Here is a 20,245-nt window from a genome sequence, read left to right as displayed (position 1 = left end):
GCAATCAGTTGCTTGCCTGCCAGAACCGGGACAATAAAAAAGGGAGCCTATAAGGCTCCCTCTCGACAACGCAGAACCGATTACTCGGCTGCAGCATCATCTTTCTTGTACTTGGCAGCAGTCTCTTTGATCAGAGCCTGCAACTCGCCAGCCTGGAACATCTCGATCATGATGTCACAGCCACCGATCAGCTCACCTTCAACCCACAGTTGGGGGAAGGTCGGCCAGTTGGCGAATTTTGGCAATTCGGCGCGGATATCCGGATTTTGCAGGATATCAACGTAGGCAAACGGCTCGCCGCAGGACATCAGAGCCTGGGAGGCCTGGGCAGAGAAGCCACAGCTGGGTAGCTTGGGGGAGCCCTTCATGTAGATGATGATGGGGTTGTCAGCCAGCTGCTGCTTAATCTTTTCAATAGTTTCCATAGGTGCCTCACTAGAGCGATTTCGGCGGCCATTCTACTGCAATCTTGCCCGAGCACAAACTGACAAAGGGGTGACCCGGCTCGAATTGCGCAAAGAACCCACACAGGATTGATCACGATCATGGCGCCAATCAAGAGTTGTTAGGCCATCTTTGATACTGCTACAATCCCTTGGCTTTGGGCTACCCAGCCCCATCATTTTAAAAACAACTCTTTTCACATATAGAAAAGAGTACGCAATGTCTTGCAACCGTCGCCTTCGCACGGTCCAGCCAATGGAGAGTAGAAAATGGCATTCGAACTTCCCGCTCTGCCCTATGCAATCAACGCTCTGGAACCGCACATCTCCCAGGAAACTCTGGAATACCACCACGGCAAGCACCACAACACCTACGTGGTCAACCTGAACAATCTGGTGCCGGGTACCGAGTTTGAAGGCAAGTCTCTGGAAGAGATCATCAAGACCTCCAACGGCGGCATCTTTAACAACGCCGCCCAGATCTGGAACCACACCTTCTACTGGCACTGCCTCTCCCCGAATGGCGGTGGCGAGCCGACTGGCGCCCTGGCTGATGCCATCAACAAGGCATTCGGCTCCTTCGCCGAGTTCAAAGATGCCTTCACCAAATCAGCCATCGGCAACTTCGGTTCCAGCTGGACTTGGCTGGTGAAGAAAGCTGACGGCTCTCTGGCTATCGTCAACACCTCCAACGCCGGTTGCCCGCTGACTGAAGCCGGTACCACCCCGCTGCTGACCGTTGACCTGTGGGAGCACGCCTACTACATCGACTTCCGCAACCTGCGTCCGAAGTACATGGAAACCTTCTGGGCTCTGGTTAACTGGGAATTCGTGGCCAAGAATCTGGCTGCCTAATCAGCCTCGCTTGCCAAAACGCCCCGCACTGCGGGGCGTTTTTTTGTCTCGAGATGGCTGCGTAAATGAATAAGGCGCCCGCAGGCGCCTTTTACATATCGAGATAGCCCGTTTACTGGTCCAGCTCGTCCATGTATTCATCTAGATTGGCGTCGTCAGCCTGCTCTTGCCGAGACGCTTTCAGCTCGGTCTGCTTGCCCGTCACCTTGCCCTGGTTATATTGCAGGTAGAAGTCCTTGGTCAGCGCATAAGGATCGAGGGAGTTGTCGATGATCCGCTCCTGATCGATCAGCTTGGCACGTGTGCCCAAGCCATCCAGTGCCCAGTGTGCAACCTTCATCGGGAAGGTTAACAGGGCATAGGGGAAGTAGAAGCTGTCAATCGCATCACCAACCAGCTCCCGGGTGGTAGTCGGGCCGTAGACAGGCACCATGATGTAGGCACCATTACCGATATCGGCCCTGCCCAGCACGGTATCCATCTCCAGCTTGTTGCGCTCGAGGCCGGCATGTTTGGCCACATCGAAGATACCCAGCAGACCGACCGTGGTGTTGAGGGTAAAGCGCCCCAGGTTGGTGCCTGCCCCTTTCAAATCACCGGTGATCAGATGGTTCACCATGCTGCTTGGCTCATCAAAGTTGGCAACAAAGTTGGCAATGCCATCCTTCACCCCTACCGGAATGTAGCGGGCATAGGCATGTACCACAGGACGTGCCACATAGGGCTCCAGCACATCATAGTTGACCGCCCACATGGCCCGGTTGGCCCCCTGGAAGGGATCGCGCGGATCGGCCGCCGTACTGGTGGCACCCGGATTATTCATGCCGGGATTGAGATCCAGACTCTCTGGGCCAGGCTTGGGTGGGCCACCGGCACAGCCAGCCAGCAAGAGGGCTGCCAGTATGGCCCCTGAACGAAGATACATATGATTGTCCTGACGTTTTATTTTGATTTATCAGAAGTATAGATAACCCGGCCCCTATCCAGGGGCCGGGTTATCCAAAGGCATATTAGAGGGCGTGATCGATGCGGATGTCAATCGGAGCAGCAGGGATCTCGGCCGTCTTGACCGGCACGGATACTCCTTCGAAGGCTCCTTCCTTGTTCATCACATTGCCACCGCGTGAGAGACGCGCCTTGAACTGCAGCTCCGGATAGGCCGCCAGCTTGCTGCCTTCCATCATGGCATCGCCATCCCCGAGTGACAGGGTAACTGGCAGGGTTGGCCCTGCGATACGCTTCACAGCGATGGGCATGGGCGGCCCGTTGGGCACCACGGCAAAGACGAAGAGATGGGCATCTTCCGGCATCTGAATGCCCGCCGCCAACGTGACGTGGATGGGGAATTCCCCCTCCTTCACCGCTAGCGGTTGTCCCTCAACTGCGCCCGCTTTGGCTGCGCCTGAATTCGTCACCTCGATGCCGCGCTGCTTGAGCTGCGCGCGGGCATACTCCATGGAGCGCTCGACCATCACGTAACGGGGGGTACCTTTCTCCATCAGTGGCAACATCGCCTGCCAGCGAGCCAGCGCGGTCTGGAAGTCCTCTTTTTGCAGCGCCATAAAGGCATAGACGGAACGCGCCTCGATATTGTCCGGATCCTGCGCGATAGCAGCCTGCAACAGGGCATCCGCTTGCGCCTCATCCCCCGTCATCATCAGCGCCTGCGCATAGGGCACCGCCACCAGCGATTTCTGGGGGGCAAGCGTGTAGGCCCGCTCCAGGGCCTCGCTGGCCATCTCGGGATCATTGCCATCCAGCGCCAAGCGTCCCAGCAGCAGCCAGCCGCGGTAGTCGTTCGGTTCATCCTTGAGGCGGGTACGCAGTGCCAGCGTGAAATCCAGCAGATCCTGCTCGGTCACCTGGGCATCGCGTTCCACCAGAATGCGGTTGCTCAACTCGCCAAGACGGCTGCTGGCATCTTGCCAGCGACTCACCTCTTGCCAGGAGCCCAACTTGTAGTAGAGCCCCAGACTCACCACCAACAGCACCAGCACACCCGGGATCCAGATCAGACTCTTGCCACTGCGGGCAGTCTGCTCCACATCAGGGATATCATCCAAGAGACTTCGTTGCAGCTCGACCAGCGAGTCGGACTCCTCAGCCAGGACACCCTGCTCGCGCTCTTCGCCAATTTCCAGCAGCCGCTGGCGATAGAGCTGTTTGTTGAGCGCCGAGCGACTGATGCTCTGTTTGCCTTCACCACGCCACAGCGGCACGACGAGCGCCAGACTCACCAGCACCAGCAAGCCCGCAATAACTATCCAAAAAGCGGTCATTGTTTCTCTTCCTCTTTGAGCAGCTCGGCCAGTCGGCGCAGCTCCTCCTCGCTCAAGGCGTTATCCAGTTGTTTTTTCACCGCAGGGGGCCGGCGGCTGCGCATCACGACCACGGCACCACCGATCAGGATCACCAACAGCGGGCCGAGCCAGAGGATCAGGGTGGAGGCCATCAGGGGCGGGTTATAGAGGATAAAGTTGCCGTAGCGGGCCACCATGTAATCCACGATCTCCTCTTTATCCTTGCCCTCACGCACCATCTGGTAGGTCTTGTCGCGCAGATCCTTGGCCAGCCCTGCATTGGAGTCAGCGATATCCTGGTTCTGACACTTGGGGCAGCGCAGCTCCTTGGTCAGTTCGCGAAAGACCTGCTCCTGATTGTCGTTGTCGAAGGTGTAGACATCGATAGCGGCCATGGCGGGTGCTTGCACCACCCATCCCAGCAACAGCAGCAGGGAAGCAATAAATACTCTCATCAAGACTCCCCTCACTTCATGGCATCAAAGATGGGTTTGAGGGTCGACGCCCAGTTCTCGGGGTTGATATCCCCCACGTGGCGATACCGGATGATCCCCTTGCTGTCGATAAAGAAGGTCTCCGGCGCGCCATATACCCCGAGATCCAGCCCCAGCATGCCGTCCGGATCATAGAGGTTGACCTGATAGGGGTTGCCCAGCTCCGCCAGCCATTTGATCGCCTTGTCACGCTCATCCTTGTAGTTCATGCCGATGATGGGAATGCCCTGCCCTGCCAGCTGTTTGAGGTAGGTGTGCTCGCCATAGCAGGTCGGACACCAGGTAGCCCAGACGTTGAGCAGCATGGGGCGACCGGTCAGGATACTGCGATCGTGCTGCTTGTTCAGATCGTAAATGTCCTGCAGGATGAACACCGGCACCTCTTTGCCCACCATCACGGACTCAAGCTTGGTGGGATCGGAGTAGAGCCCTTTGAACAGGAACACCGCCCCCAGCAAAAAGACGATAAAGGGGATTAAAAACAACCAGGTCTTTTTGTTCATGCCTTGGCCTCCTCCTCACGACGGCCGAAACGGTAACGCTTGTCCAGCATCGCCAGCACGCCACCAATAGCCATAAAGACGCCGCCGAACCAGATCCAGCGCACGAACGGCTTGTAGTAGATCCGCACCGCCCAGGCACCGTTGTCGAGCTGTTCCCCAAGCGCCGCATAGAGATCGCGGGTGATGCCGGCATCGATGGCCGCTTCGGTCATCGGCATCCGGCTCACCTTGTACATCCGCTTCTCGGGCTTGAGCAGGGCGACCTGCTTGCCATTTTTGTGCACTTCCAGCACGCCCTTGAAGCCATCGTAGTTGGGGCCGTTCTTCTCTTTTATCCCGGCAAAGACGAACTCGTAATCGGCAAAGTGCACCCGATCACCCGCCTGCATCCGCAGATCCTTCTCGATGCTGTAATTCTGGGTGCAGGCGATACCTATGATGCTGACTGCCAGCCCCACATGGCCGAGGATCATGGCCCAGTGGCTGTTGCCAAGCTTGCGCACACCGACTGCAAAGCTGTGCTTGTGGGTCGCTCGCGCCCAGGTCTCCTGCACGCTGGTGACGATGATCCAAGCCCCCAGACCAATCCCTACCGCCGCCCACGGCTTGAAGGTTTCGGCAAAGAGCAGCGGCAACAGCAAGGCTGCGGCCAGACTCAGCACCAGTGCCACGATCACCTTGCTTTTGAGTTCCCCCAGCTCCTGACGACGCCAGCGAAACAGCGGGCCAACCCCCAGCAGCAGGGCAAACGGGATGATCAGCCAGCTGTAGATGTGGTTGAAGAAGGGAGTACCGATGGAAATGCTCCCCAGCCCCAGCTCCTTGTGCACCAGCGGCAGCAAGGTACCGAGCAGCACGGTCAGCAGACCTGCAACCAGCATGATGTTGTTGCAAAGCAGCAGGGTCTCGCGGCTCCACAGCTCGTGTTTGCCGTGGCTCTTCACCTGCGAGCCTTTGAAGGCAAACAGCAGCAAGGATGAGCCGATCACCGCCAGCAGGAAGCCGAGAATAAACAGGCCGCGGGTCGGATCGGAGGCAAACGCATGAACCGACACCAACACGCCGGAGCGTACCAGGAAGGTACCCAGCAGGCTCAGCGAGAAGGCAGAGAGGGCCAGCAGCACGGTCCACGCCTTGAAGGTGGCGCGCTTCTCGCTCACCGCCAGCGAGTGCAGTAGAGCAGTACCCGCCAGCCAAGGCATAAACGAGGCGTTTTCTACCGGATCCCAGAACCACCAGCCGCCCCAACCAAGCTCGTAGTAAGCCCACCAGGAGCCGAGCACGATGCCAAGGGTCAGGAATACCCAGGCCGCCATGGTCCAGGGGCGCGACCAGCGGGCCCAGGTTGCATCGAGACGGCCGGTCATCAGCGAAGCAATGGCAAAGGCAAACGCCACCGAGAAGCCCACATAACCCATGTAGAGCATCGGCGGATGGAAGATAAGACCCGGATCCTGCAGCAGCGGATTGAGGTCACGACCATCTACCGGGAAATAGGGCAAGGTGCGGGTGAAGGGATCGGAGGTGAACAGCACGAACGCGGTGAAGCCGACCGAGATCAGCCCCAGCACGCCGAGTACCCGCGCGACAGCATCAAGCGGCAGACGGCGGCTGAACATGGCTACCGCTGCAGTCCAGCCCCCTAAGGTCAGAACCCACAGCAGCAGGGAACCTTCGTGGGCGCCCCACACAGCCGAGATGCGATAGGCCAGCGGCAGCAGGCTATTGGAGTTAGTGGCCACATACTGCACGGTGAAATCGTTGTCGATAAAGGCCCAGGTCAGGCAGAGAAACGACAGCAGCAGCAGCAAGAACTGGGCATAAGCGAGCGGACGGGCAGCCGACATCATGCCAAGACGCCCCCAACTGGCGCCCAGCAGCGGGTAGCTCCCCAGCAGCAGGGCGGTGGCAAAGGCCAGGATCAGCGCAAACTGACCTAATTCCGGGATCATGAAGGCATTCCTTTCAATTGAACGGTGACAACAGCCGCACCACGCACGGCAGGCAAAGCGGAAAAGGCAAACACCACAGGGATCACTGCTTGGCTCCCTTCAACTGCGCCTCGGTATACTCCGGCTTGAAGTGCATACCGTTGGTGGCATCGGCCACTTCCGGCGGCATGTAGTTCTCATCGTGCTTGGCCAGCACCTCGAACGCCTCTACGGTCGTGGCATCCTTGAGGGTGCCCTGGGCAACAATCCCCTGCCCTTCACGGAACAGATCCGGCAGGATGCCGTCAAACTCAACCTTCACCAGATGACCGCCGTTATCCACCAGCTTGAAGGCAACCTTGAGGCTCTGGGGATCCCGCTGTACCGATCCCGGCACGACCAATCCACCGATGCGCAGGCGCTGCCCCTCTTCCGGCTTGATCTTGTCCGGCCCCTTCCCCTCCACCAGCTCGCTCGGGGTGTAGAAGAGGTCGATATTCTGACTGAGGGCGTAGAGCACCAGCCCGCTGACTGTCGCCAGACCCAGGGTAATGGCGAGAATGATGGTGAGGCGTTTTTTGCGTCTCGGATTCATAGGGTGTTCTCCATCTGCTGGGCCGCCTTGCGACGGGCCTCACGCGCCTGCTTGCTGCGCAACTCACCGAGCAGGCTGCGGGTTTTCATGCGGGTAGAAATGATGATGCCGACCAGACACACCAACGTCAGGCCAAAAGAGAGCCAGACATAGAAGGCGTAACCGCCCATCGCCATAAAATCACTGAAAGAGGCAAAGTGCATGCTTACTTCTCCTGCTCTGCAATCTCTTTGACCCAGGGGCGATGCCACTCCCGCATCAGGAGTTCATTGCGAAAACGCATCAGGGTCAGGGCACCGAGAAACGAGGCAAATGCCAGGATCATGATCAGCAGCGGCCAGAGCATCTCGGGTGAAATGGAGGGTTTGTCAAATTTGGTGATGGTGGCCCCCTGATGCAGGGTGTTCCACCACTCCACCGAGTAGTGAATGATGGGCAGGTTGATCACCCCGACCAGTGCAAGAATGCCGGCGGCACGGCCAGCGACCACCTTGTCACTGAAGGCGTTGTAGAGGGCTATCACGCCGAGGTAGAGAAACAGCAGGATCAGTTCAGAGGTGAGTCGCGCATCCCACACCCACCAGGTTCCCCACATCGGCTTGCCCCAGGCGGCACCGGTAAAGAGGGCAATAAAGGTAAATACGGCGCCGACCGGCGCAATGGCTGCAACCGTCATGTCCGCCATCCGCAATTGCCACACCAGGCCGATAAAGGCGGCTACCGCCATGGTGGAGTAGGCCCCCATGGAGAGAATGGCGGAAGGCACGTGGATATAGATGATCCGGAACGAATCTCCCTGCTGGTAATCTGCCGGAGCAAATGCGAGGCCCCAGACAGTACCGATCACAAACGAGAGCAGACTAATCACCGCAAACCAGGGCAACAGCGTGCCTGCCAGCTGATAGGCACGCTCCGGTTTGGCATAAGGGTGCAACCATTTCCACATAGCTCACAAAACCTTTTTGTTATTAATCGTTTGGCGAGGCCTACCATACCGACCGCAGGGCAGCATCAAATACCCCGAAAGCAATAAGCGGCACTCTCCTTGATCCATCGCAACATTATTTTTTGCAAAAAGACTCCGTTCGGAGCCAAATCCGGTTCAGCTCACGGCCATCAGTTGAGGCTGACCCGCAACGCCGCCGACACAGCCAGCGGCGTCAGTGTCAAAGCCCCCACCAGCATGGCGGCCAGAATGGCAAGCTGCCCGCCATAGGGCAAGCTCATCCCCGCGGCATCGATGGCTGAGGTGGCAAAAATCAGTACCGGAATATAGAGCGGCAGGATCAGCAGACTGAGCAGAACCCCGCCTTTGCGCAATCCCACCGTCAACGCAACCCCGACCGCGCCGAGCAGACTCAATACAGGAGTGCCCAGTGCCAGCGTCGCGACGACAGCCAGATAAGTGTTCATATCCAGCGACAGCAAAATCGCCAGCAAGGGAGAGATCAGCAGCAGCGGCAAGCCGGTCAGCAGCCAGTGAGCGACCACTTTCGCCAGCGCCAGCAAGCCCAGCGGGTGCGGCATCAGCATCATCTGCTCCAGCGCGCCATCGGCAAAGTCGTCGCGAAACAGTCGCTCCAGCGACAGCATGGCCGCCAATAGCGCCGCCACCCAGATGATCCCCGGGGCAATACGGGCCAGCAGTTTGGGCTCCGGGCCAATGCCTAACGGAAACAGGGTGATGACGATGAGGAAAAACCAGAGCGGATTGAGAATATCGGAACGCTGGCGCAGAGCCATCAGCAGTTCACGGTGAATAAGGTGCATAACAGCGCGCAACATGGCGTTACTCCTGCAATGTCGATGCGAAGGGGGTCAACGAGATAGTCTTCAGCCGTCCCTGCATCAGGGTCAGATCCTGATGAGTGGTGAGGATCACCATGCCGCCCCGCTCGGCGTGGGCCAGAAAGAGCTGCTCGAGCACCTTGACCCCTTGCTTGTCGATGGCGGTAAAGGGTTCATCGAGGATCCAGAGTGCCGGTTTCTGTGACAGCCAGAGTCTGGCCAGAGCCACCCGGCGTTGCTGGCCGGCAGAGAGTTGCCCGGTCGGGTTCTCTTCAAACCCGGCCAGCCCTACCCGGGCCAATATCTGCCACAAGTCGATCTCTGTTTGCTGCGGGTGATGCAACTGCTGGTAGAACTTCAGGTTTTCAAAAGGGGTCAGCGCCGCTTTGACACCGGGCTGGTGACCGAGATAGAGCAGATTGGCATGATACTCATCGCGACAGTGACGAATATTCTCCCCATTCCAGCACACTTCACCGGCAAACGGCTGCGACAGCCCGGTCAACAATCGCAACAGGCTGGTCTTGCCGACCCCGTTGGGCCCTTCAATTTGCACAAGATCGCCGGGCGCAACAGAGAAAGAGAGGTGTTCAAACAGAGTGCGATCTTCGCGCACGCAGCTCAGATTGTTAACTTGAAGCAGCATGGGGATTTTTTCAGAGAAAATGAAGCGGTCTGCATCTTAACACAGTATTGGAATACGTCTTTTCAAAGATGCAACAATTGAACTGACTGGCGACCGGGATCACAAAGAAAATACGGTAGAAACCGCCTGCTCAACGCAGCTGGGGGACAAGCGGCTGCACGCCATAAAATTCAGGAAGGCAATTGCCTTCCTGAATCATCAAGAGCGACCTTTTCGCAACGATATCAAGAGCTCGGCCTCTGCCTTTGGCAACTCGCACTCACTCATGACTTCATCAAGATCGGCGCCCAGTTCGACCATCTTTGCCGCTCGGCTGTAGAGCCTGCGTTCGGGATCCTGCATGGTCAGCTCTTGCTGGCGCTCGTTGACCTGCTGCATAGCCCCTTCCACCGACTGCAGACGCTGCCCCATGCCAATGGCGCCGGTATGGAGTTCCATCATCTGCTTGCGCAAGCTTTCCAACTGACCTTGCAGGGTTGCCACACTGGCCTCGGACTCCTGCTTGCTGCGCTTGCTCTTGAACCAGATATAAGAGGCAAACGCCAAGGCAATCAGGGACACCCCCAAGGCAACCATCTCGATTATCAAAACATCACCTTACTTATCAGAGGGAACCGATATCTTCCCACTCTTCATCGGAGAGCAGCTTGTTCAAGTCAACCAGGATCAGCAGTTGCCCATCGCGGTTGCTCACCCCCTGAATAAACTTGGCGCTCTCTTCAGTACCGACCGCAGGTGCCGCATCGATTTCGGAAGAGCGCAGATAAACCACTTCCGCCACGCTGTCGACCATGATGCCGATCACCTGCTTCTCGGCCTCGATGATCACGATCCTGGAGTTTTCACTCACATCACCGGAAGGCAGACCGAAACGGGAACGGGTATCGATGACAGTCACCACATTGCCACGCAGGTTGATGATCCCCAGTACGTACTCAGGCGCACCCGGCACCGGTGCAATTTCGGTGTAGCGCAACACCTCCTGAACCTGCATCACATTGATGCCGTAGGTTTCGTTTTCCAGTTGGAAGGTTACCCATTGCAGCACTTCATCTTCGGCCAGATTCTGTGCAATATTGCGCTTTTCTGTCATGTTTTTATTCCTTTTATGAAAACGTCTACTGCTAAAACTAGCAATAAAACAGCTCGATTGCAGAAGTTATCAGCGACCTTCTATGTTAACCCCACGCTCCAGCAACAGGAGCAGTTCGCGGACATGTAACAGGGCACACATTTTTTCTTTGACCATGCCCGCCAACCAGGGGCGCTTGCCCTCCTGATGGCGCCATTTCACCTGGTCACGGTGTAACAATTCAGTCCCTTTGAGATGATGGCAGGCTAATCCCCACGGCGATTCACCAAGCATAATCAGATACTTGTAATCATCCATCTCGAGATGCTGACCCGGCATGACCCACTGGGCAGTATCGACCACATTCATCTTCTGCTCGCGAGAGGTCATGATCCCCTTGTACCAGCCAGGCTGGCCAAACAGGGAGGTGATCTCGCCCAGTTGATGAATACCACCCAGCTCGGTCAACGGCACCGCAAACGTCACGCCCGCGACTTCAAAGAAAAGGGCCTGAAACTCTTTACCGGTATCGATATTTTCCCAGGCGACCGGTTCACTGGCCTCTACCGGAGCAACCTCCAGCGCCGTTTCGGTCAGGATAGTAGTATGGGGTTCCGCAACCTCGGGAAGCAGAACCTCCGCAGGCCACTCAGGCTCCACCGGCAACAGTGACTCCTCCGCCACAATCTCCAGCGGTGCGGTGAGTGTTATCTCCTGGGTGAAGGCATCATTTTCGAACTGGACTTGTCCCACCTGAGCCAATAGCTCACCGAGCTGGGCAAGCCGTGGATCGCTTTCGAGGTATGGTGCGGCGACTACCTCGGGGACGCTTTGGGGCTGACGTTGCAACTGTAAAACAGGGGCAGATTGAACCTCTTCCACTTCATCCAGCACCAGTGGCTCATCGAGCAACAGGGAGTGGAAATAGTCATCCATCGCCCGAACTTGAATGGTATCTCTCATGCCGTCACCTCATGAACCCGTTGCCGCTCAAGGGCATCAAGATGGTTGAGCAGCGTTTCATATGCATAGGTTCCACGACTCCCGGGAGAATAGATAGACGGGGGAATATGCAGCAAGCTGGCATCCCGAAACTTGGTATCAATAGGGATCACCGCATTCCACACTGAATCTCCATATTGATCCTTGATCGACTTCAAGGTCATCAGAGAGGCACGGGTGCGCTTGTCGAACATGGTCGGGATCACGGTATAACGGAACTTGTCACGCTTGGAACGCTGCATGATCTCGAATGTTTTCATCATCCGCTCCAACCCCTTGAGGGCCAGAAATTCTGTCTGGACAGGCACCAGAATGCGATCGCAGGCAGCCAGCGCGTTGACCATCATCACCCCCAGTACTGGCGGGCAATCGATCAGCACGTAATCATATTGATCCTGAATGCGCAGCAGTGCCCGCTTCAGTACCAGTCCCATCCCCTCACGATTGCCCATCACCCGATCAAGGGTCGCCAAGGTAATAGATGCTGGCAGTAAGTTGATATTTTCGAACTTGGTCTTGAGCGTCAGTTTATTGACAAGCTCGGCTGTCGGTTTGACAGCTTGAAACAACTCATAGAGGGTTCCATCCAGGCGATCTGAATCAAAATCAAGATATGCAGTCAGCGAAGCATGGGGGTCGGTATCAATCAACAGCACCCGCTGGCCACGCTGGGCCAGGATCCCCGCAAGCGAGACCACTGTGGTGGTTTTACCCACACCACCTTTCTGGTTGGCAACCGTCCAAACAATCACTGTATCAATCCTGCCTTGTCGTTATGCGTATGCCACCACCGGGCAAGGTGATCACCTTTATCTCTCCTGCATCCACCGCCTGTTGTACAGCAGGAACCGGTTCAGCAACTACCTTCGGTGTTGCAACCACAGGTGCCGGCGGCACCCAGGCAAACTTGGAGATAGCGACCACAACCTTGCGATTCTGCAGTCTGCCCTGCTCGCTGCCGTTGTCAGCAAAGGGGGAAAACTCGCCATATGCCTCGAACGCCAGACGCTGGGGGGCGATCCCATCAGCAATCAAGCCATTGAGTACCGCTTCGGCCCGAGCAGCAGAAAGCGCCCAGTTAGAACGATAAATTTCATTATTTATCTGTTGGTTATCGGTATAACCCCGAACCCTTACATAGTTATCGACCGGTTTGAGAATACTTGAAAGAGTATTAATGACCGGTGCAGCGTTTGGTCCCAAAAAGGCACTGCCGCTGCCAAACAACAAGCCTGAACTGAGTTCAACCGTCAGCCAGTTCTCATCCTGCGTCAGTTTGACGATACCGGCATCCACCAGCGAGCCCATGCTCTGTTGCAACTGCATATCGAGTTTTGCAAGTGTCGCGCCATCTTGCAGCACTGGCACACCAGAAATAGGAGCAAGTGAAGGAGAGGGGGATGCAGGGCTTTCCAGCAACGATGAAGAGGCAGATACCGCGTTATCCAGCAGGGAATTACCCTGCCCTTCAAGCAAGCCATTTCCGCCAGACTGCATGACACTGAACGCCTGGCTCATACCATCAATCACCGCGCGATACTTGTCCTTGTTCACCAGCGCAACAGAGTAGAGCACCACGAACAAGGCAAAGATCAGCGTCATATAATCGGCATAGGAGACCAGCCAGCGGTCAAGATGCTCGCGACCCTGCAAGTGCAACCGATAGCGCTTGCGCATGGCTACTCTCCTTTCAAATAGGCCCTGAGCCGGCGTTCAACCTGCAAGCCGTTTTCACCATGAGCGATAGCCAGCAGCCCTTCCAGGGTCATCTCCTGAAAGAGTGCATAGTGGTAGTGAAATGCGCGTAGTCGATTGGCGATAGGCAGGTAGATGAGATTGGCAAACCCCACTCCATAGATGGTCGCTACAAATGCCACTGCGATACCCGCCCCCAGCGTTGACGGGTCTTCGAGATGAAACATGGCCTGGATCAGGCCCAGCACGGCACCGATGATCCCGATGGTCGGACTGTACCCCCCCATGGCTTCAAATACCCTGGCGGCATGTTCATTGCGCTCCTGCTCGATATCGATATCGGCTTCGAGCAACATGCGAATATCCTCCGTGGAGACCCCATCGACAATCATGCCAAGCCCTTGGCGAGTAAAGTTGTCTTCCTCCTGCTCGGCCTGATTTTCAAGGGCCAGCAGCCCTTGCTGGCGCGCAAAGACGGCCCATGACTGCAACCGTTCGGCCTGGGTCGCGAGATCTTGGCGGGGAGGGGTAAAAATCCATAACAGCTGGCGCAACGCCAGCAAGATGTACTTGGCTGGAGTCTGCAACGTGACGGCGCCGACGGTACCACCCAGCACGATCAAAAAAGCGGGGCCGTCCACCAGCGTCAACAGGGAGCCGCCATGCCACAGTTGGGCAATGGCAATAGCCCCCAATGCCAGGAGCAGACCGAGCAAGCCCATGATTAGCGCCCCAACTCAACCAGAATACGCTGGGCCACCTTGTCCAGAGGGAGTGATTCGCTGGCAATCCCCGCTTTGGCTACTGCTTGGGGCATACCATATACCACGCAGGAAGCCTCATCCTGAGCCCAGATGGTTGATCCCTGCTCTTTCAGCAGTCTGGCGCCATCACGGCCATCTGCGCCCATACCGGTCAGCACAATCGCCAATACCTTGTCGGCATAGGTCTTGGCCGCAGAGGCAAAGGTGATGTCCACACAAGGCTTGTAATTTACCTTGTCGTTGCCATCAACAATGCGAATGCGGGCTCCTGCACCACGACCTTCCAGCAGCATCTGTTTGCCACCGGGAGCAAGGTAGGCATGTCCTGGTTTAAGCACATCGCCATCTTCCGCTTCCTTGACGCCAATCTGACATAACCCGTTGAGACGGGCAGCAAACGCGGCGGTAAAAGTGGCTGGCATATGCTGTATAAGCAGAATGGGATGGGGAAAATCTCCCGGCAACTTGGTCAGCACATTTTGCAAAGCAACAGGTCCGCCGGTAGAAGTCCCGATCGCCACCAACTGATAACTCTTGCCACTGCGCTTGAATGAGGCACTTGGCACAATACGTTGCAGGTCAGGCTGACGATCTGAAGTTCTGAGCGCAGTGCTACCCAGCGGAGCACGAGCAACCGGTTCAGGTGCTTTGGGGCGAGCAGCGGATGTCATCAGGAAGCGCTTGCGGGAGATCTCCTTTACCCGCTGTTGCAACAGTCTGACCGCTTCATCTTTGTCTCTGGCAATGTCCTCAAACTTCTTGGGCAAGAAGTCAAGGGCTCCGGCGTCCAGCGCATCCAGCGTAGCCTTGGCTCCTTCATGGGTCAGGGAGGAGAACATCAGAATGGGGGTTGGGCACTTGGCCATGATCTCCCGCACCGCACTTATGCCATCCATCACGGGCATCTCGATGTCCATGGTGATCACATCAGGGCGCAGCGACATCGCCTTGTCCACCGCCTCACGTCCATTCTGGGCCGTATCAATCACCGTCAGCATGGGATCCTGATTGATGATCTCGCTCACCCGACGGCGAAAGAAGCTCGAATCGTCGACAACTAATACCTTGACTGCCATTGTTGTTTTTCTAACTCCTTGGGCCTGAGCTATTAATGTCTACGCGCATATGCTTTGAGCAGACTCGGCACATCCAAAATAAGAGCAATTCCGCCATCACTGGTAATCGTCGCCCCAGCCATACCCGGCGTACCTTGCAGCAGGTTATCGAGTGGCTTGATCACCACCTCTTCCTGACCAATCAGGCTGTCTACCACAAACCCGATTTGCTGAGTGCCAATCTGCACGATCACCACATGTCCGGTATCCTGACGTGAACGTTTATTGGCGCCACGAATCAACCACTTGTGCAGATAGAAGAGCGGTATCGCCTTCTCGCGCACAATGATGGTGAGCTGGCCATCAACCATGTTGGCCTTTTTCAGATCCAGATGGAAAATCTCGTTCACACAGCCAAGGGGAAGCGCGAAGGTCTGCTCACCCACTTCCACCATCAGAGTCGGCAGAATGGCTAGCGTCAACGGAACCTTGATTTCGAGACGGGTACCTTTCCCCCAAGTGGAATCGATGTGCACTGACCCATTGAGGCTGACAATGCTGGTTTTAACCACGTCCATTCCGACACCACGGCCAGATATATCGGAGATCTCGGCCTTGGTTGAAAAGCCCGGGGCAAAGATCAGGTTATAGGCATCGTTGTCGCTCATGCGAGCGGCAGTATCTGCATCCAGAACACCGCGACTGATTGCGATGGACTTGAGTTTCTCCGGATCCATCCCAGCCCCATCATCCTCGATGCAAAGCAGGATATGATCGCCTTGCTGGGAGGCGCTAAGGGTGATCGTCCCTTGCCGCGGTTTGCCCGCTTTCTCACGAACATCAGGCATTTCGACCCCGTGATCGCATGAGTTGCGAACGAGGTGAACCAGAGGATCGGCGAGCGCCTCCACCAGGTTTTTATCCAGATCTGTCTCTTCGCCCACCATCACCAGCTCAATCTCTTTCTTAAGGGTTCGGGCCAGATCACGCACAACGCGCGGGAAACGACCAAACACCTTCTTGATTGGCTGCATGCGGGTTTTCATCACCGCACCTTGCAGGTCAGCCGTTACCACATCCAGATTGGCAACCGCCTTTGACATCTCTTCATCATTGCTGGCAATACCCAAGCTCACCAGACGGTTACGGACCAGTACCAACTCACCTACCATGTTCATGATGACATCGAGGGTCTTGGTATCCACCCGCACCGTCGTATCGCTTTGCACGGCACTGTTTTCTGCTGGCGCAGGTGCCGCCTTGGCGGCAGGCGCTGGTGTCTTGGCTGCTTCGGCAGGTTTTGCGGGGGCAGCCGGTGCTGGTTTGGCTACAGGAGTGGCCGGTTTGGGCGGAGTCACCGCAGCAGTTGCGGCAGTTACGGCAGTTGCGGCAGTTGCGGCAGTTGCGGCAGTTGCCAGAGTACTCTGAGGCCCTTGGCCACGGCCATGCAATTCATCAAGTAGACGCTCAAACTCATCATCATCGATAAGCTCGTCCACCTCTTTTTGCACCGACTTCAGAGGATTCACCTCTGGCGCCCCCATGTGCTGTCCCTGGCCATGGAGCTGGTCCAGCAAGGCCTCAAACTCATCATCGGTGATATCGCCAGAGCCACCCGCTATCGGGGTTGCTGCAGCCGTCTTGGTCGGAGCCCCACCCACGCCGTGGAGCTCGTCCAGCAAACGTTCAAATTCGTCTGCAGAAATTTCATCGATCGAGCCGCCGCCATTGACAGGAGCAGGCTCGCTGCTGATGGCTGCGGGTTCAACAACTTCTGGAGCAACTTCTTCAACAACTACCGGTGCTGCAGGTTCAGATTCTACAGCCGCAGCCGCACTGGTAGCCGTGCGCAGTTGCTCTTCCCCTTCTGGCTTGCACAACTCATGGAGGTCATGAAGCAAATCATCTGACGCAGGGCTGGGTGCTTCGCGATTTTGAACCTGGGCGAACATGACATTGATGGCATCCAGCGCTTGCAGGATCACATCCATCAGCTCCGCAGTAACGGTTCGCTTGCCATTACGCAAGATATCGAACACGTTTTCCGCACCGTGGCATACATCAACCAGTTCACCGAGCGACAGAAAACCTGCCCCCCCTTTCACGGTATGGAAACCGCGAAAGATGGCATTCAACAGGTTCTTGTCATCGGGCCGCTTTTCCAAGTCGACCAGTTGTTCAGACAACTGTTCCAATATTTCAGATGCTTCGACCAGAAAGTCTTGCAGTATGTCTTCATCAACTTCGAAGGCCATGCGTCACTCCATTAGAATCCCAAGCTAGACAGCAGATCGTCCACATCATCCTGACCATTGACCACATCGGCACGAGCCTCGGGGTTCATGATAGGGCCCTCTGCTTCAATCCCGTTGACAGGAATACTACGAGTTGAATGCTCAGCAGAAGCCTCACCAAACATGGTCAGCATTTCTATTAATTTTGTTTCAACTTCCTGAACAAGCTTGATGACCTTGCGGATCATCTGACCTGTCAAATCCTGAAAATCTTGTGCCATCAGGATTTCTGTCAGCAGTTGCCGTAATTTATCGGCATCAGACTCTGAAGCCTTAATAAAATCATCAAGTTGGTGACATAAGGATTTGAACTGTCCCACGCTCATGTCACGAGACATGAGGGCATTCCAGTTCGGCATCACCAGCTGGATATTGTCATTCAGGCGATCCGCTATCGGCAAACTGGCTTCCACCGCATCCATTGTGCGATTGGCCGCTTTGTCGGTCATATCGATAACGTAGCTCAAGCGCTCCCGAGCATCGGGAATATCATGAGTAGCCAAATCGGGAATACGGGGGTCGAGGCGAAATTCTTGAAGTGAATCATGCAGTTGTCGGGTCAGCTGACCTACTTTTTCAAACAGATCGGCTGCGTTGGGGGCACACACTTCGGCAAGCAGTTCATCGGCCAGCTCAAATTCGCCTTGCTCCAGATGATCAACAAGCATCCTTGCCTGGTCGAGCGAAATCATTGCTCTCGTTTTGGCCATCATCCCTGCAGCTCCTTAGCCAATTCGTTCGAAAATTTTGTCGAGTTTTTCTTTGAGCGTTGCTGCGGTGAAGGGCTTGACGATGTAACCGTTGACGCCAGCTTGTGCGGCTTCAATGATCTGCTCACGTTTGGCTTCAGCGGTTACCATCAGTACCGGCAGATGCTTGAGCTTCTCATCGACACGGATGGCTTTAAGCAGGTCAATACCTTGCATGCCAGGCATGTTCCAGTCGGTAACTACAAACTGAAAATCACCATTTTTCAGCATCGGCAGCGCTGTATTGCCGTCATCCGCCTCATGGGTATTGTTGAATCCCAAGTCGCGCAGCAAGTTCTTGATAATCCGGCGCATCGTTGAAAAATCGTCAACAATGAGGATTTTCATGTTCTTGTCCAAAATTCCCTCCTAAATAGCCACCAGAGTGGCTCACTTACATGATGCTAAAAACGGGTTGTGTCGTGCGGATTATGCCTTAGAGTTTCATCTCAGTGTAGCCAGTACAAACACTTATAGATGCCAATCTCTCAAACGAGCACGTAATCTGTGCATTGCCTGACTGTGGATCTGGCTCACACGCGACTCGCTGACATTCAAAACCTCGCCAATTTCGCGCAAATTCAGCTCTTCATCGTAGTAAAGAGAGAGAACCAAAGCTTCTCTCTCTGGTAGACGACCAATTTGCTCGGATAATTGAATCTGAAATCGCTCGGCAGCCAATTCATCGAATCCCGAACCTGAAGGGGCATCATCGGGGTTACCGATCACATCCTCGCTGACCCCCAAATCTTCAATGCCGATAATTTTGCCGCAAGAGACGTCTTGCAGCATCGCATGGTAATCAGCGATGGAGACCCCCATCTCGGCAGCAACCTCGGTATCTCGCGCGTCACGCCCGTGAGTCTGCTCGACATTCTCGATCGCTTCTGCAATAGCGCGACTGTTGCGATGCACTGAACGGGGCACCCAGTCACCACGCCGGATCTCATCCAGCATGGCGCCGCGGATGCGGATCCCGGCATACGTCTCGAAGCTTGCTCCCTTGCTACCGTCAAAGTTGCGGGAGGCTTCAAGCAGCCCAATCATACCTGCCTGGATCAGGTCATCCAGCAAGACACTGCTGGGCAGTCGAGCCAACAAATGCTGGGCAATTCGCTTGACCAGGGGAGCGTGACGCTCCACCAGCACATAGGAATCCTGATAACGCAAGTACGCTTGGGCTTTATTCACGGGAACCTTCCTGTGTTGTGGCCGGTTTCTGCAACAAATTTTCCAGGAAAAACTCCAGATGGCCGCCCGGCTGGTTGGGAACCGGCCAGCTCGCCGCCTTGTTGGCAAGGGCCCGGAACGCCAGTGCGGCCGGCGACTTGGGAAACGCCTCGACAATCAGCTTCTGCTTGCGCACGGCGGCACGCAGATTGGTGTCATAGGGTACACAGGCGACCAGTTCCAGCGAGGTGTCGAGGAAACGATCCGTGACCCGGGTCAGTTTGGCAAAGAGCTCCTGCCCTTCGCGCAGACTGCGTACCATATTGGCCACTACCTTGAAACGAAACACGCCGTGCTCCTTGGAGAGGATCTTGATGAGGGCGTAGGCATCGGTGATGGAGGTAGGCTCATCGCAGACCACCACCATGATGTCTTGAGCTGCTCGGGTGAAGCTCAGCACCATGTCGGAGATACCCGCAGCCGTATCCACCAGCAGGATGTCGACCTGGGTCTTCATCTCGCTGAAGGCACGGATAAGCTCGGCATGCTGCACCGGAGAAAGCTCGACCATGGACTGGGTGCCCGAGGTCGCAGGCACGATCATCATGCCGTAAGGGCCTTCGACAATGATATCGTCGATGGTGCATTCACCCGCCAGGACATGAGAGAGGTTGCGATGAACCCGCAGCCCAAGCATGACGTCGACGTTGGCCAGACCCAGGTCGGCATCCAGCACCATCACCCGCTTGCCTTGGGCGGCCATGGCTCCGGCCACGTTCAGGGTCACGTTGGTCTTGCCCACGCCACCTTTACCACCGGAAACGGCGATTACTTTTACTCGATTGTTTTGACGCATTTTGCGCAGACCACTCGCCTGATCCATATACAT

Annotated in this window: 24 protein-coding genes; 1 reads left to right on the top strand and 23 read right to left on the bottom strand. The window is 56.1% G+C overall.

Annotated features, from left to right (window positions below; translation table 11 throughout):
• Window positions 1–80 precede the first annotated feature (80 nt).
• The gene (locus ACW5XC_RS01430) at window positions 81–425 is read right to left on the bottom strand and encodes a Grx4 family monothiol glutaredoxin (protein WP_005353650.1); all 345 of its coding nucleotides are present in this window, start codon (window positions 423–425) and stop codon (window positions 81–83) included.
• A gap of 288 nt (window positions 426–713) precedes the next feature.
• Here ACW5XC_RS01430 and sodB point away from each other — a divergent pair, with 288 nt between their 5' ends.
• Window positions 714–1,298, top strand: a complete 585-nt coding sequence (gene sodB, locus ACW5XC_RS01425; protein ID WP_005334664.1) for a superoxide dismutase [Fe] — start codon at window positions 714–716, stop codon at window positions 1,296–1,298.
• A gap of 112 nt (window positions 1,299–1,410) precedes the next feature.
• On the opposite strand, the gene ACW5XC_RS01420 is transcribed toward sodB, so the two are convergent.
• From ACW5XC_RS01420 to ACW5XC_RS01315, 22 genes are all read right to left on the bottom strand, one after another.
• Window positions 1,411–2,223, bottom strand: coding sequence for an MlaA family lipoprotein (locus ACW5XC_RS01420; RefSeq protein WP_042054447.1), 813 nt, complete (start codon window positions 2,221–2,223; stop codon window positions 1,411–1,413).
• 85 nt (window positions 2,224–2,308) lie between these two features.
• The gene (gene ccmI, locus ACW5XC_RS01415; RefSeq protein ID WP_019444735.1) at window positions 2,309–3,577 is read right to left on the bottom strand and encodes a c-type cytochrome biogenesis protein CcmI; all 1,269 of its coding nucleotides are present in this window, start codon (window positions 3,575–3,577) and stop codon (window positions 2,309–2,311) included.
• On the bottom strand, window positions 3,574–4,053 hold the full coding sequence (locus ACW5XC_RS01410) for a cytochrome c-type biogenesis protein (RefSeq protein WP_042054448.1): 480 nt from the start codon (window positions 4,051–4,053) through the stop codon (window positions 3,574–3,576). Before ACW5XC_RS01410 ends, ccmI begins: the two co-directional genes overlap by 4 nt.
• Before the next feature lie 11 nt (window positions 4,054–4,064).
• Window positions 4,065–4,595: a DsbE family thiol:disulfide interchange protein gene (locus ACW5XC_RS01405; RefSeq protein WP_042054449.1), complete on the bottom strand. Its 531-nt coding sequence runs from the start codon at window positions 4,593–4,595 to the stop codon at window positions 4,065–4,067.
• A complete protein-coding gene (locus ACW5XC_RS01400) occupies window positions 4,592–6,547 on the bottom strand; it encodes a heme lyase CcmF/NrfE family subunit (protein WP_042054450.1) in 1,956 nt (651 codons plus the stop codon). The genes ACW5XC_RS01405 and ACW5XC_RS01400 overlap by 4 nt, the downstream gene beginning before the upstream one ends.
• 82 nt (window positions 6,548–6,629) lie before the next feature.
• Window positions 6,630–7,121 carry a cytochrome c maturation protein CcmE gene (ccmE, locus tag ACW5XC_RS01395; RefSeq protein ID WP_005334685.1) on the bottom strand — a complete coding sequence of 164 codons (492 nt, stop codon included), beginning with the start codon at window positions 7,119–7,121 and terminating at the stop codon, window positions 6,630–6,632.
• The gene (ccmD, locus tag ACW5XC_RS01390; RefSeq protein WP_019444732.1) at window positions 7,118–7,324 is read right to left on the bottom strand and encodes a heme exporter protein CcmD; all 207 of its coding nucleotides are present in this window, start codon (window positions 7,322–7,324) and stop codon (window positions 7,118–7,120) included. Before ccmD ends, ccmE begins: the two co-directional genes overlap by 4 nt.
• A gap of 2 nt (window positions 7,325–7,326) precedes the next feature.
• Window positions 7,327–8,067, bottom strand: coding sequence for a heme ABC transporter permease (locus ACW5XC_RS01385; protein WP_042054451.1), 741 nt, complete (start codon window positions 8,065–8,067; stop codon window positions 7,327–7,329).
• A gap of 170 nt (window positions 8,068–8,237) precedes the next feature.
• Window positions 8,238–8,906 carry a heme exporter protein CcmB gene (gene ccmB / locus ACW5XC_RS01380; protein ID WP_005353658.1) on the bottom strand — a complete coding sequence of 223 codons (669 nt, stop codon included), beginning with the start codon at window positions 8,904–8,906 and terminating at the stop codon, window positions 8,238–8,240.
• 4 nt (window positions 8,907–8,910) lie between these two features.
• On the bottom strand, window positions 8,911–9,555 hold the full coding sequence (gene ccmA, locus ACW5XC_RS01375) for a cytochrome c biogenesis heme-transporting ATPase CcmA (protein WP_005362034.1): 645 nt from the start codon (window positions 9,553–9,555) through the stop codon (window positions 8,911–8,913).
• A 198-nt stretch (window positions 9,556–9,753) separates the two neighbouring features.
• Window positions 9,754–10,131 carry a DUF2802 domain-containing protein gene (locus ACW5XC_RS01370; RefSeq protein ID WP_005353661.1) on the bottom strand — a complete coding sequence of 126 codons (378 nt, stop codon included), beginning with the start codon at window positions 10,129–10,131 and terminating at the stop codon, window positions 9,754–9,756.
• Window positions 10,132–10,159: 28 nt separating this feature from the next.
• The gene (locus ACW5XC_RS01365; RefSeq protein WP_005298836.1) at window positions 10,160–10,648 is read right to left on the bottom strand and encodes a chemotaxis protein CheW; all 489 of its coding nucleotides are present in this window, start codon (window positions 10,646–10,648) and stop codon (window positions 10,160–10,162) included.
• Between the two features lie 69 nt (window positions 10,649–10,717).
• Window positions 10,718–11,590: a chemotaxis protein CheW gene (locus ACW5XC_RS01360; protein WP_042054452.1), complete on the bottom strand. Its 873-nt coding sequence runs from the start codon at window positions 11,588–11,590 to the stop codon at window positions 10,718–10,720.
• A complete protein-coding gene (locus ACW5XC_RS01355) occupies window positions 11,587–12,381 on the bottom strand; it encodes a ParA family protein (protein WP_005334696.1) in 795 nt (264 codons plus the stop codon). Before ACW5XC_RS01355 ends, ACW5XC_RS01360 begins: the two co-directional genes overlap by 4 nt.
• 4 nt (window positions 12,382–12,385) lie before the next feature.
• Window positions 12,386–13,306: a flagellar motor protein MotB gene (locus tag ACW5XC_RS01350; RefSeq protein ID WP_042054453.1), complete on the bottom strand. Its 921-nt coding sequence runs from the start codon at window positions 13,304–13,306 to the stop codon at window positions 12,386–12,388.
• 2 nt (window positions 13,307–13,308) lie between these two features.
• Window positions 13,309–14,046: a flagellar motor protein gene (locus ACW5XC_RS01345; protein WP_042054454.1), complete on the bottom strand. Its 738-nt coding sequence runs from the start codon at window positions 14,044–14,046 to the stop codon at window positions 13,309–13,311.
• A gap of 2 nt (window positions 14,047–14,048) precedes the next feature.
• Complete coding sequence (locus ACW5XC_RS01340; protein WP_042054455.1) at window positions 14,049–15,164, bottom strand: protein-glutamate methylesterase/protein-glutamine glutaminase; 1,116 nt, start codon at window positions 15,162–15,164, stop codon at window positions 14,049–14,051.
• 32 nt (window positions 15,165–15,196) lie between these two features.
• A complete protein-coding gene (locus ACW5XC_RS01335; protein WP_042054456.1) occupies window positions 15,197–17,398 on the bottom strand; it encodes a chemotaxis protein CheA in 2,202 nt (733 codons plus the stop codon).
• Between the two features lie 11 nt (window positions 17,399–17,409).
• The gene (locus ACW5XC_RS01330; protein ID WP_042054457.1) at window positions 17,410–18,150 is read right to left on the bottom strand and encodes a protein phosphatase CheZ; all 741 of its coding nucleotides are present in this window, start codon (window positions 18,148–18,150) and stop codon (window positions 17,410–17,412) included.
• 12 nt (window positions 18,151–18,162) lie between these two features.
• Window positions 18,163–18,534, bottom strand: coding sequence for a chemotaxis response regulator CheY (gene cheY, locus ACW5XC_RS01325; RefSeq protein ID WP_005334709.1), 372 nt, complete (start codon window positions 18,532–18,534; stop codon window positions 18,163–18,165).
• 123 nt (window positions 18,535–18,657) lie between these two features.
• Window positions 18,658–19,377: an RNA polymerase sigma factor FliA gene (locus ACW5XC_RS01320; protein ID WP_042054458.1), complete on the bottom strand. Its 720-nt coding sequence runs from the start codon at window positions 19,375–19,377 to the stop codon at window positions 18,658–18,660.
• Window positions 19,370–20,245 carry a MinD/ParA family protein gene (locus ACW5XC_RS01315; protein WP_042054459.1) on the bottom strand — a complete coding sequence of 292 codons (876 nt, stop codon included), beginning with the start codon at window positions 20,243–20,245 and terminating at the stop codon, window positions 19,370–19,372. The genes ACW5XC_RS01320 and ACW5XC_RS01315 overlap by 8 nt, the downstream gene beginning before the upstream one ends.

It is taken from the genome of Aeromonas sp. 25-AL00135 (genome assembly GCF_054052385.1).
Note: the sequence above shows the minus strand (reverse complement) of the source record. Positions and strands in the feature narration are given on the sequence as shown.

Bases quoted from the DNA above. Each gene is read 5' to 3' on its own strand.
- ACW5XC_RS01385 (WP_042054451.1), bottom strand. From the start codon at position 8,067: ATGTGGAAATGGTTGCACCCTTATGCCAAACCGGAGCGTGCCTATCAG.
- ACW5XC_RS01410 (WP_042054448.1), bottom strand. From the start codon at position 4,053: ATGAGAGTATTTATTGCTTCCCTGCTGCTGTTGCTGGGATGGGTGGTG.
- ACW5XC_RS01340 (WP_042054455.1), bottom strand. From the start codon at position 15,164: ATGGCAGTCAAGGTATTAGTTGTCGACGATTCGAGCTTCTTTCGCCGT.
- ACW5XC_RS01430 (WP_005353650.1), bottom strand. From the start codon at position 425: ATGGAAACTATTGAAAAGATTAAGCAGCAGCTGGCTGACAACCCCATC.
- cheY (WP_005334709.1), bottom strand. From the start codon at position 18,534: ATGAAAATCCTCATTGTTGACGATTTTTCAACGATGCGCCGGATTATC.
- ccmB (WP_005353658.1), bottom strand. From the start codon at position 8,906: ATGTTGCGCGCTGTTATGCACCTTATTCACCGTGAACTGCTGATGGCT.
- ACW5XC_RS01400 (WP_042054450.1), bottom strand. From the start codon at position 6,547: ATGATCCCGGAATTAGGTCAGTTTGCGCTGATCCTGGCCTTTGCCACC.
- ACW5XC_RS01370 (WP_005353661.1), bottom strand. From the start codon at position 10,131: ATGGTTGCCTTGGGGGTGTCCCTGATTGCCTTGGCGTTTGCCTCTTAT.
- ccmI (WP_019444735.1), bottom strand. From the start codon at position 3,577: ATGACCGCTTTTTGGATAGTTATTGCGGGCTTGCTGGTGCTGGTGAGT.
- ACW5XC_RS01345 (WP_042054454.1), bottom strand. From the start codon at position 14,046: ATGGGCTTGCTCGGTCTGCTCCTGGCATTGGGGGCTATTGCCATTGCC.
- ACW5XC_RS01365 (WP_005298836.1), bottom strand. From the start codon at position 10,648: ATGACAGAAAAGCGCAATATTGCACAGAATCTGGCCGAAGATGAAGTG.
- ACW5XC_RS01405 (WP_042054449.1), bottom strand. From the start codon at position 4,595: ATGAACAAAAAGACCTGGTTGTTTTTAATCCCCTTTATCGTCTTTTTG.
- sodB (WP_005334664.1), top strand. From the start codon at position 714: ATGGCATTCGAACTTCCCGCTCTGCCCTATGCAATCAACGCTCTGGAA.
- ccmA (WP_005362034.1), bottom strand. From the start codon at position 9,555: ATGCTGCTTCAAGTTAACAATCTGAGCTGCGTGCGCGAAGATCGCACT.
- ccmE (WP_005334685.1), bottom strand. From the start codon at position 7,121: ATGAATCCGAGACGCAAAAAACGCCTCACCATCATTCTCGCCATTACC.
- ACW5XC_RS01350 (WP_042054453.1), bottom strand. From the start codon at position 13,306: ATGCGCAAGCGCTATCGGTTGCACTTGCAGGGTCGCGAGCATCTTGAC.
- ccmD (WP_019444732.1), bottom strand. From the start codon at position 7,324: ATGCACTTTGCCTCTTTCAGTGATTTTATGGCGATGGGCGGTTACGCC.
- ACW5XC_RS01335 (WP_042054456.1), bottom strand. From the start codon at position 17,398: ATGGCCTTCGAAGTTGATGAAGACATACTGCAAGACTTTCTGGTCGAA.
- ACW5XC_RS01315 (WP_042054459.1), bottom strand. From the start codon at position 20,245: ATGTATATGGATCAGGCGAGTGGTCTGCGCAAAATGCGTCAAAACAAT.
- ACW5XC_RS01360 (WP_042054452.1), bottom strand. From the start codon at position 11,590: ATGAGAGATACCATTCAAGTTCGGGCGATGGATGACTATTTCCACTCC.
- ACW5XC_RS01330 (WP_042054457.1), bottom strand. From the start codon at position 18,150: ATGATGGCCAAAACGAGAGCAATGATTTCGCTCGACCAGGCAAGGATG.
- ACW5XC_RS01420 (WP_042054447.1), bottom strand. From the start codon at position 2,223: ATGTATCTTCGTTCAGGGGCCATACTGGCAGCCCTCTTGCTGGCTGGC.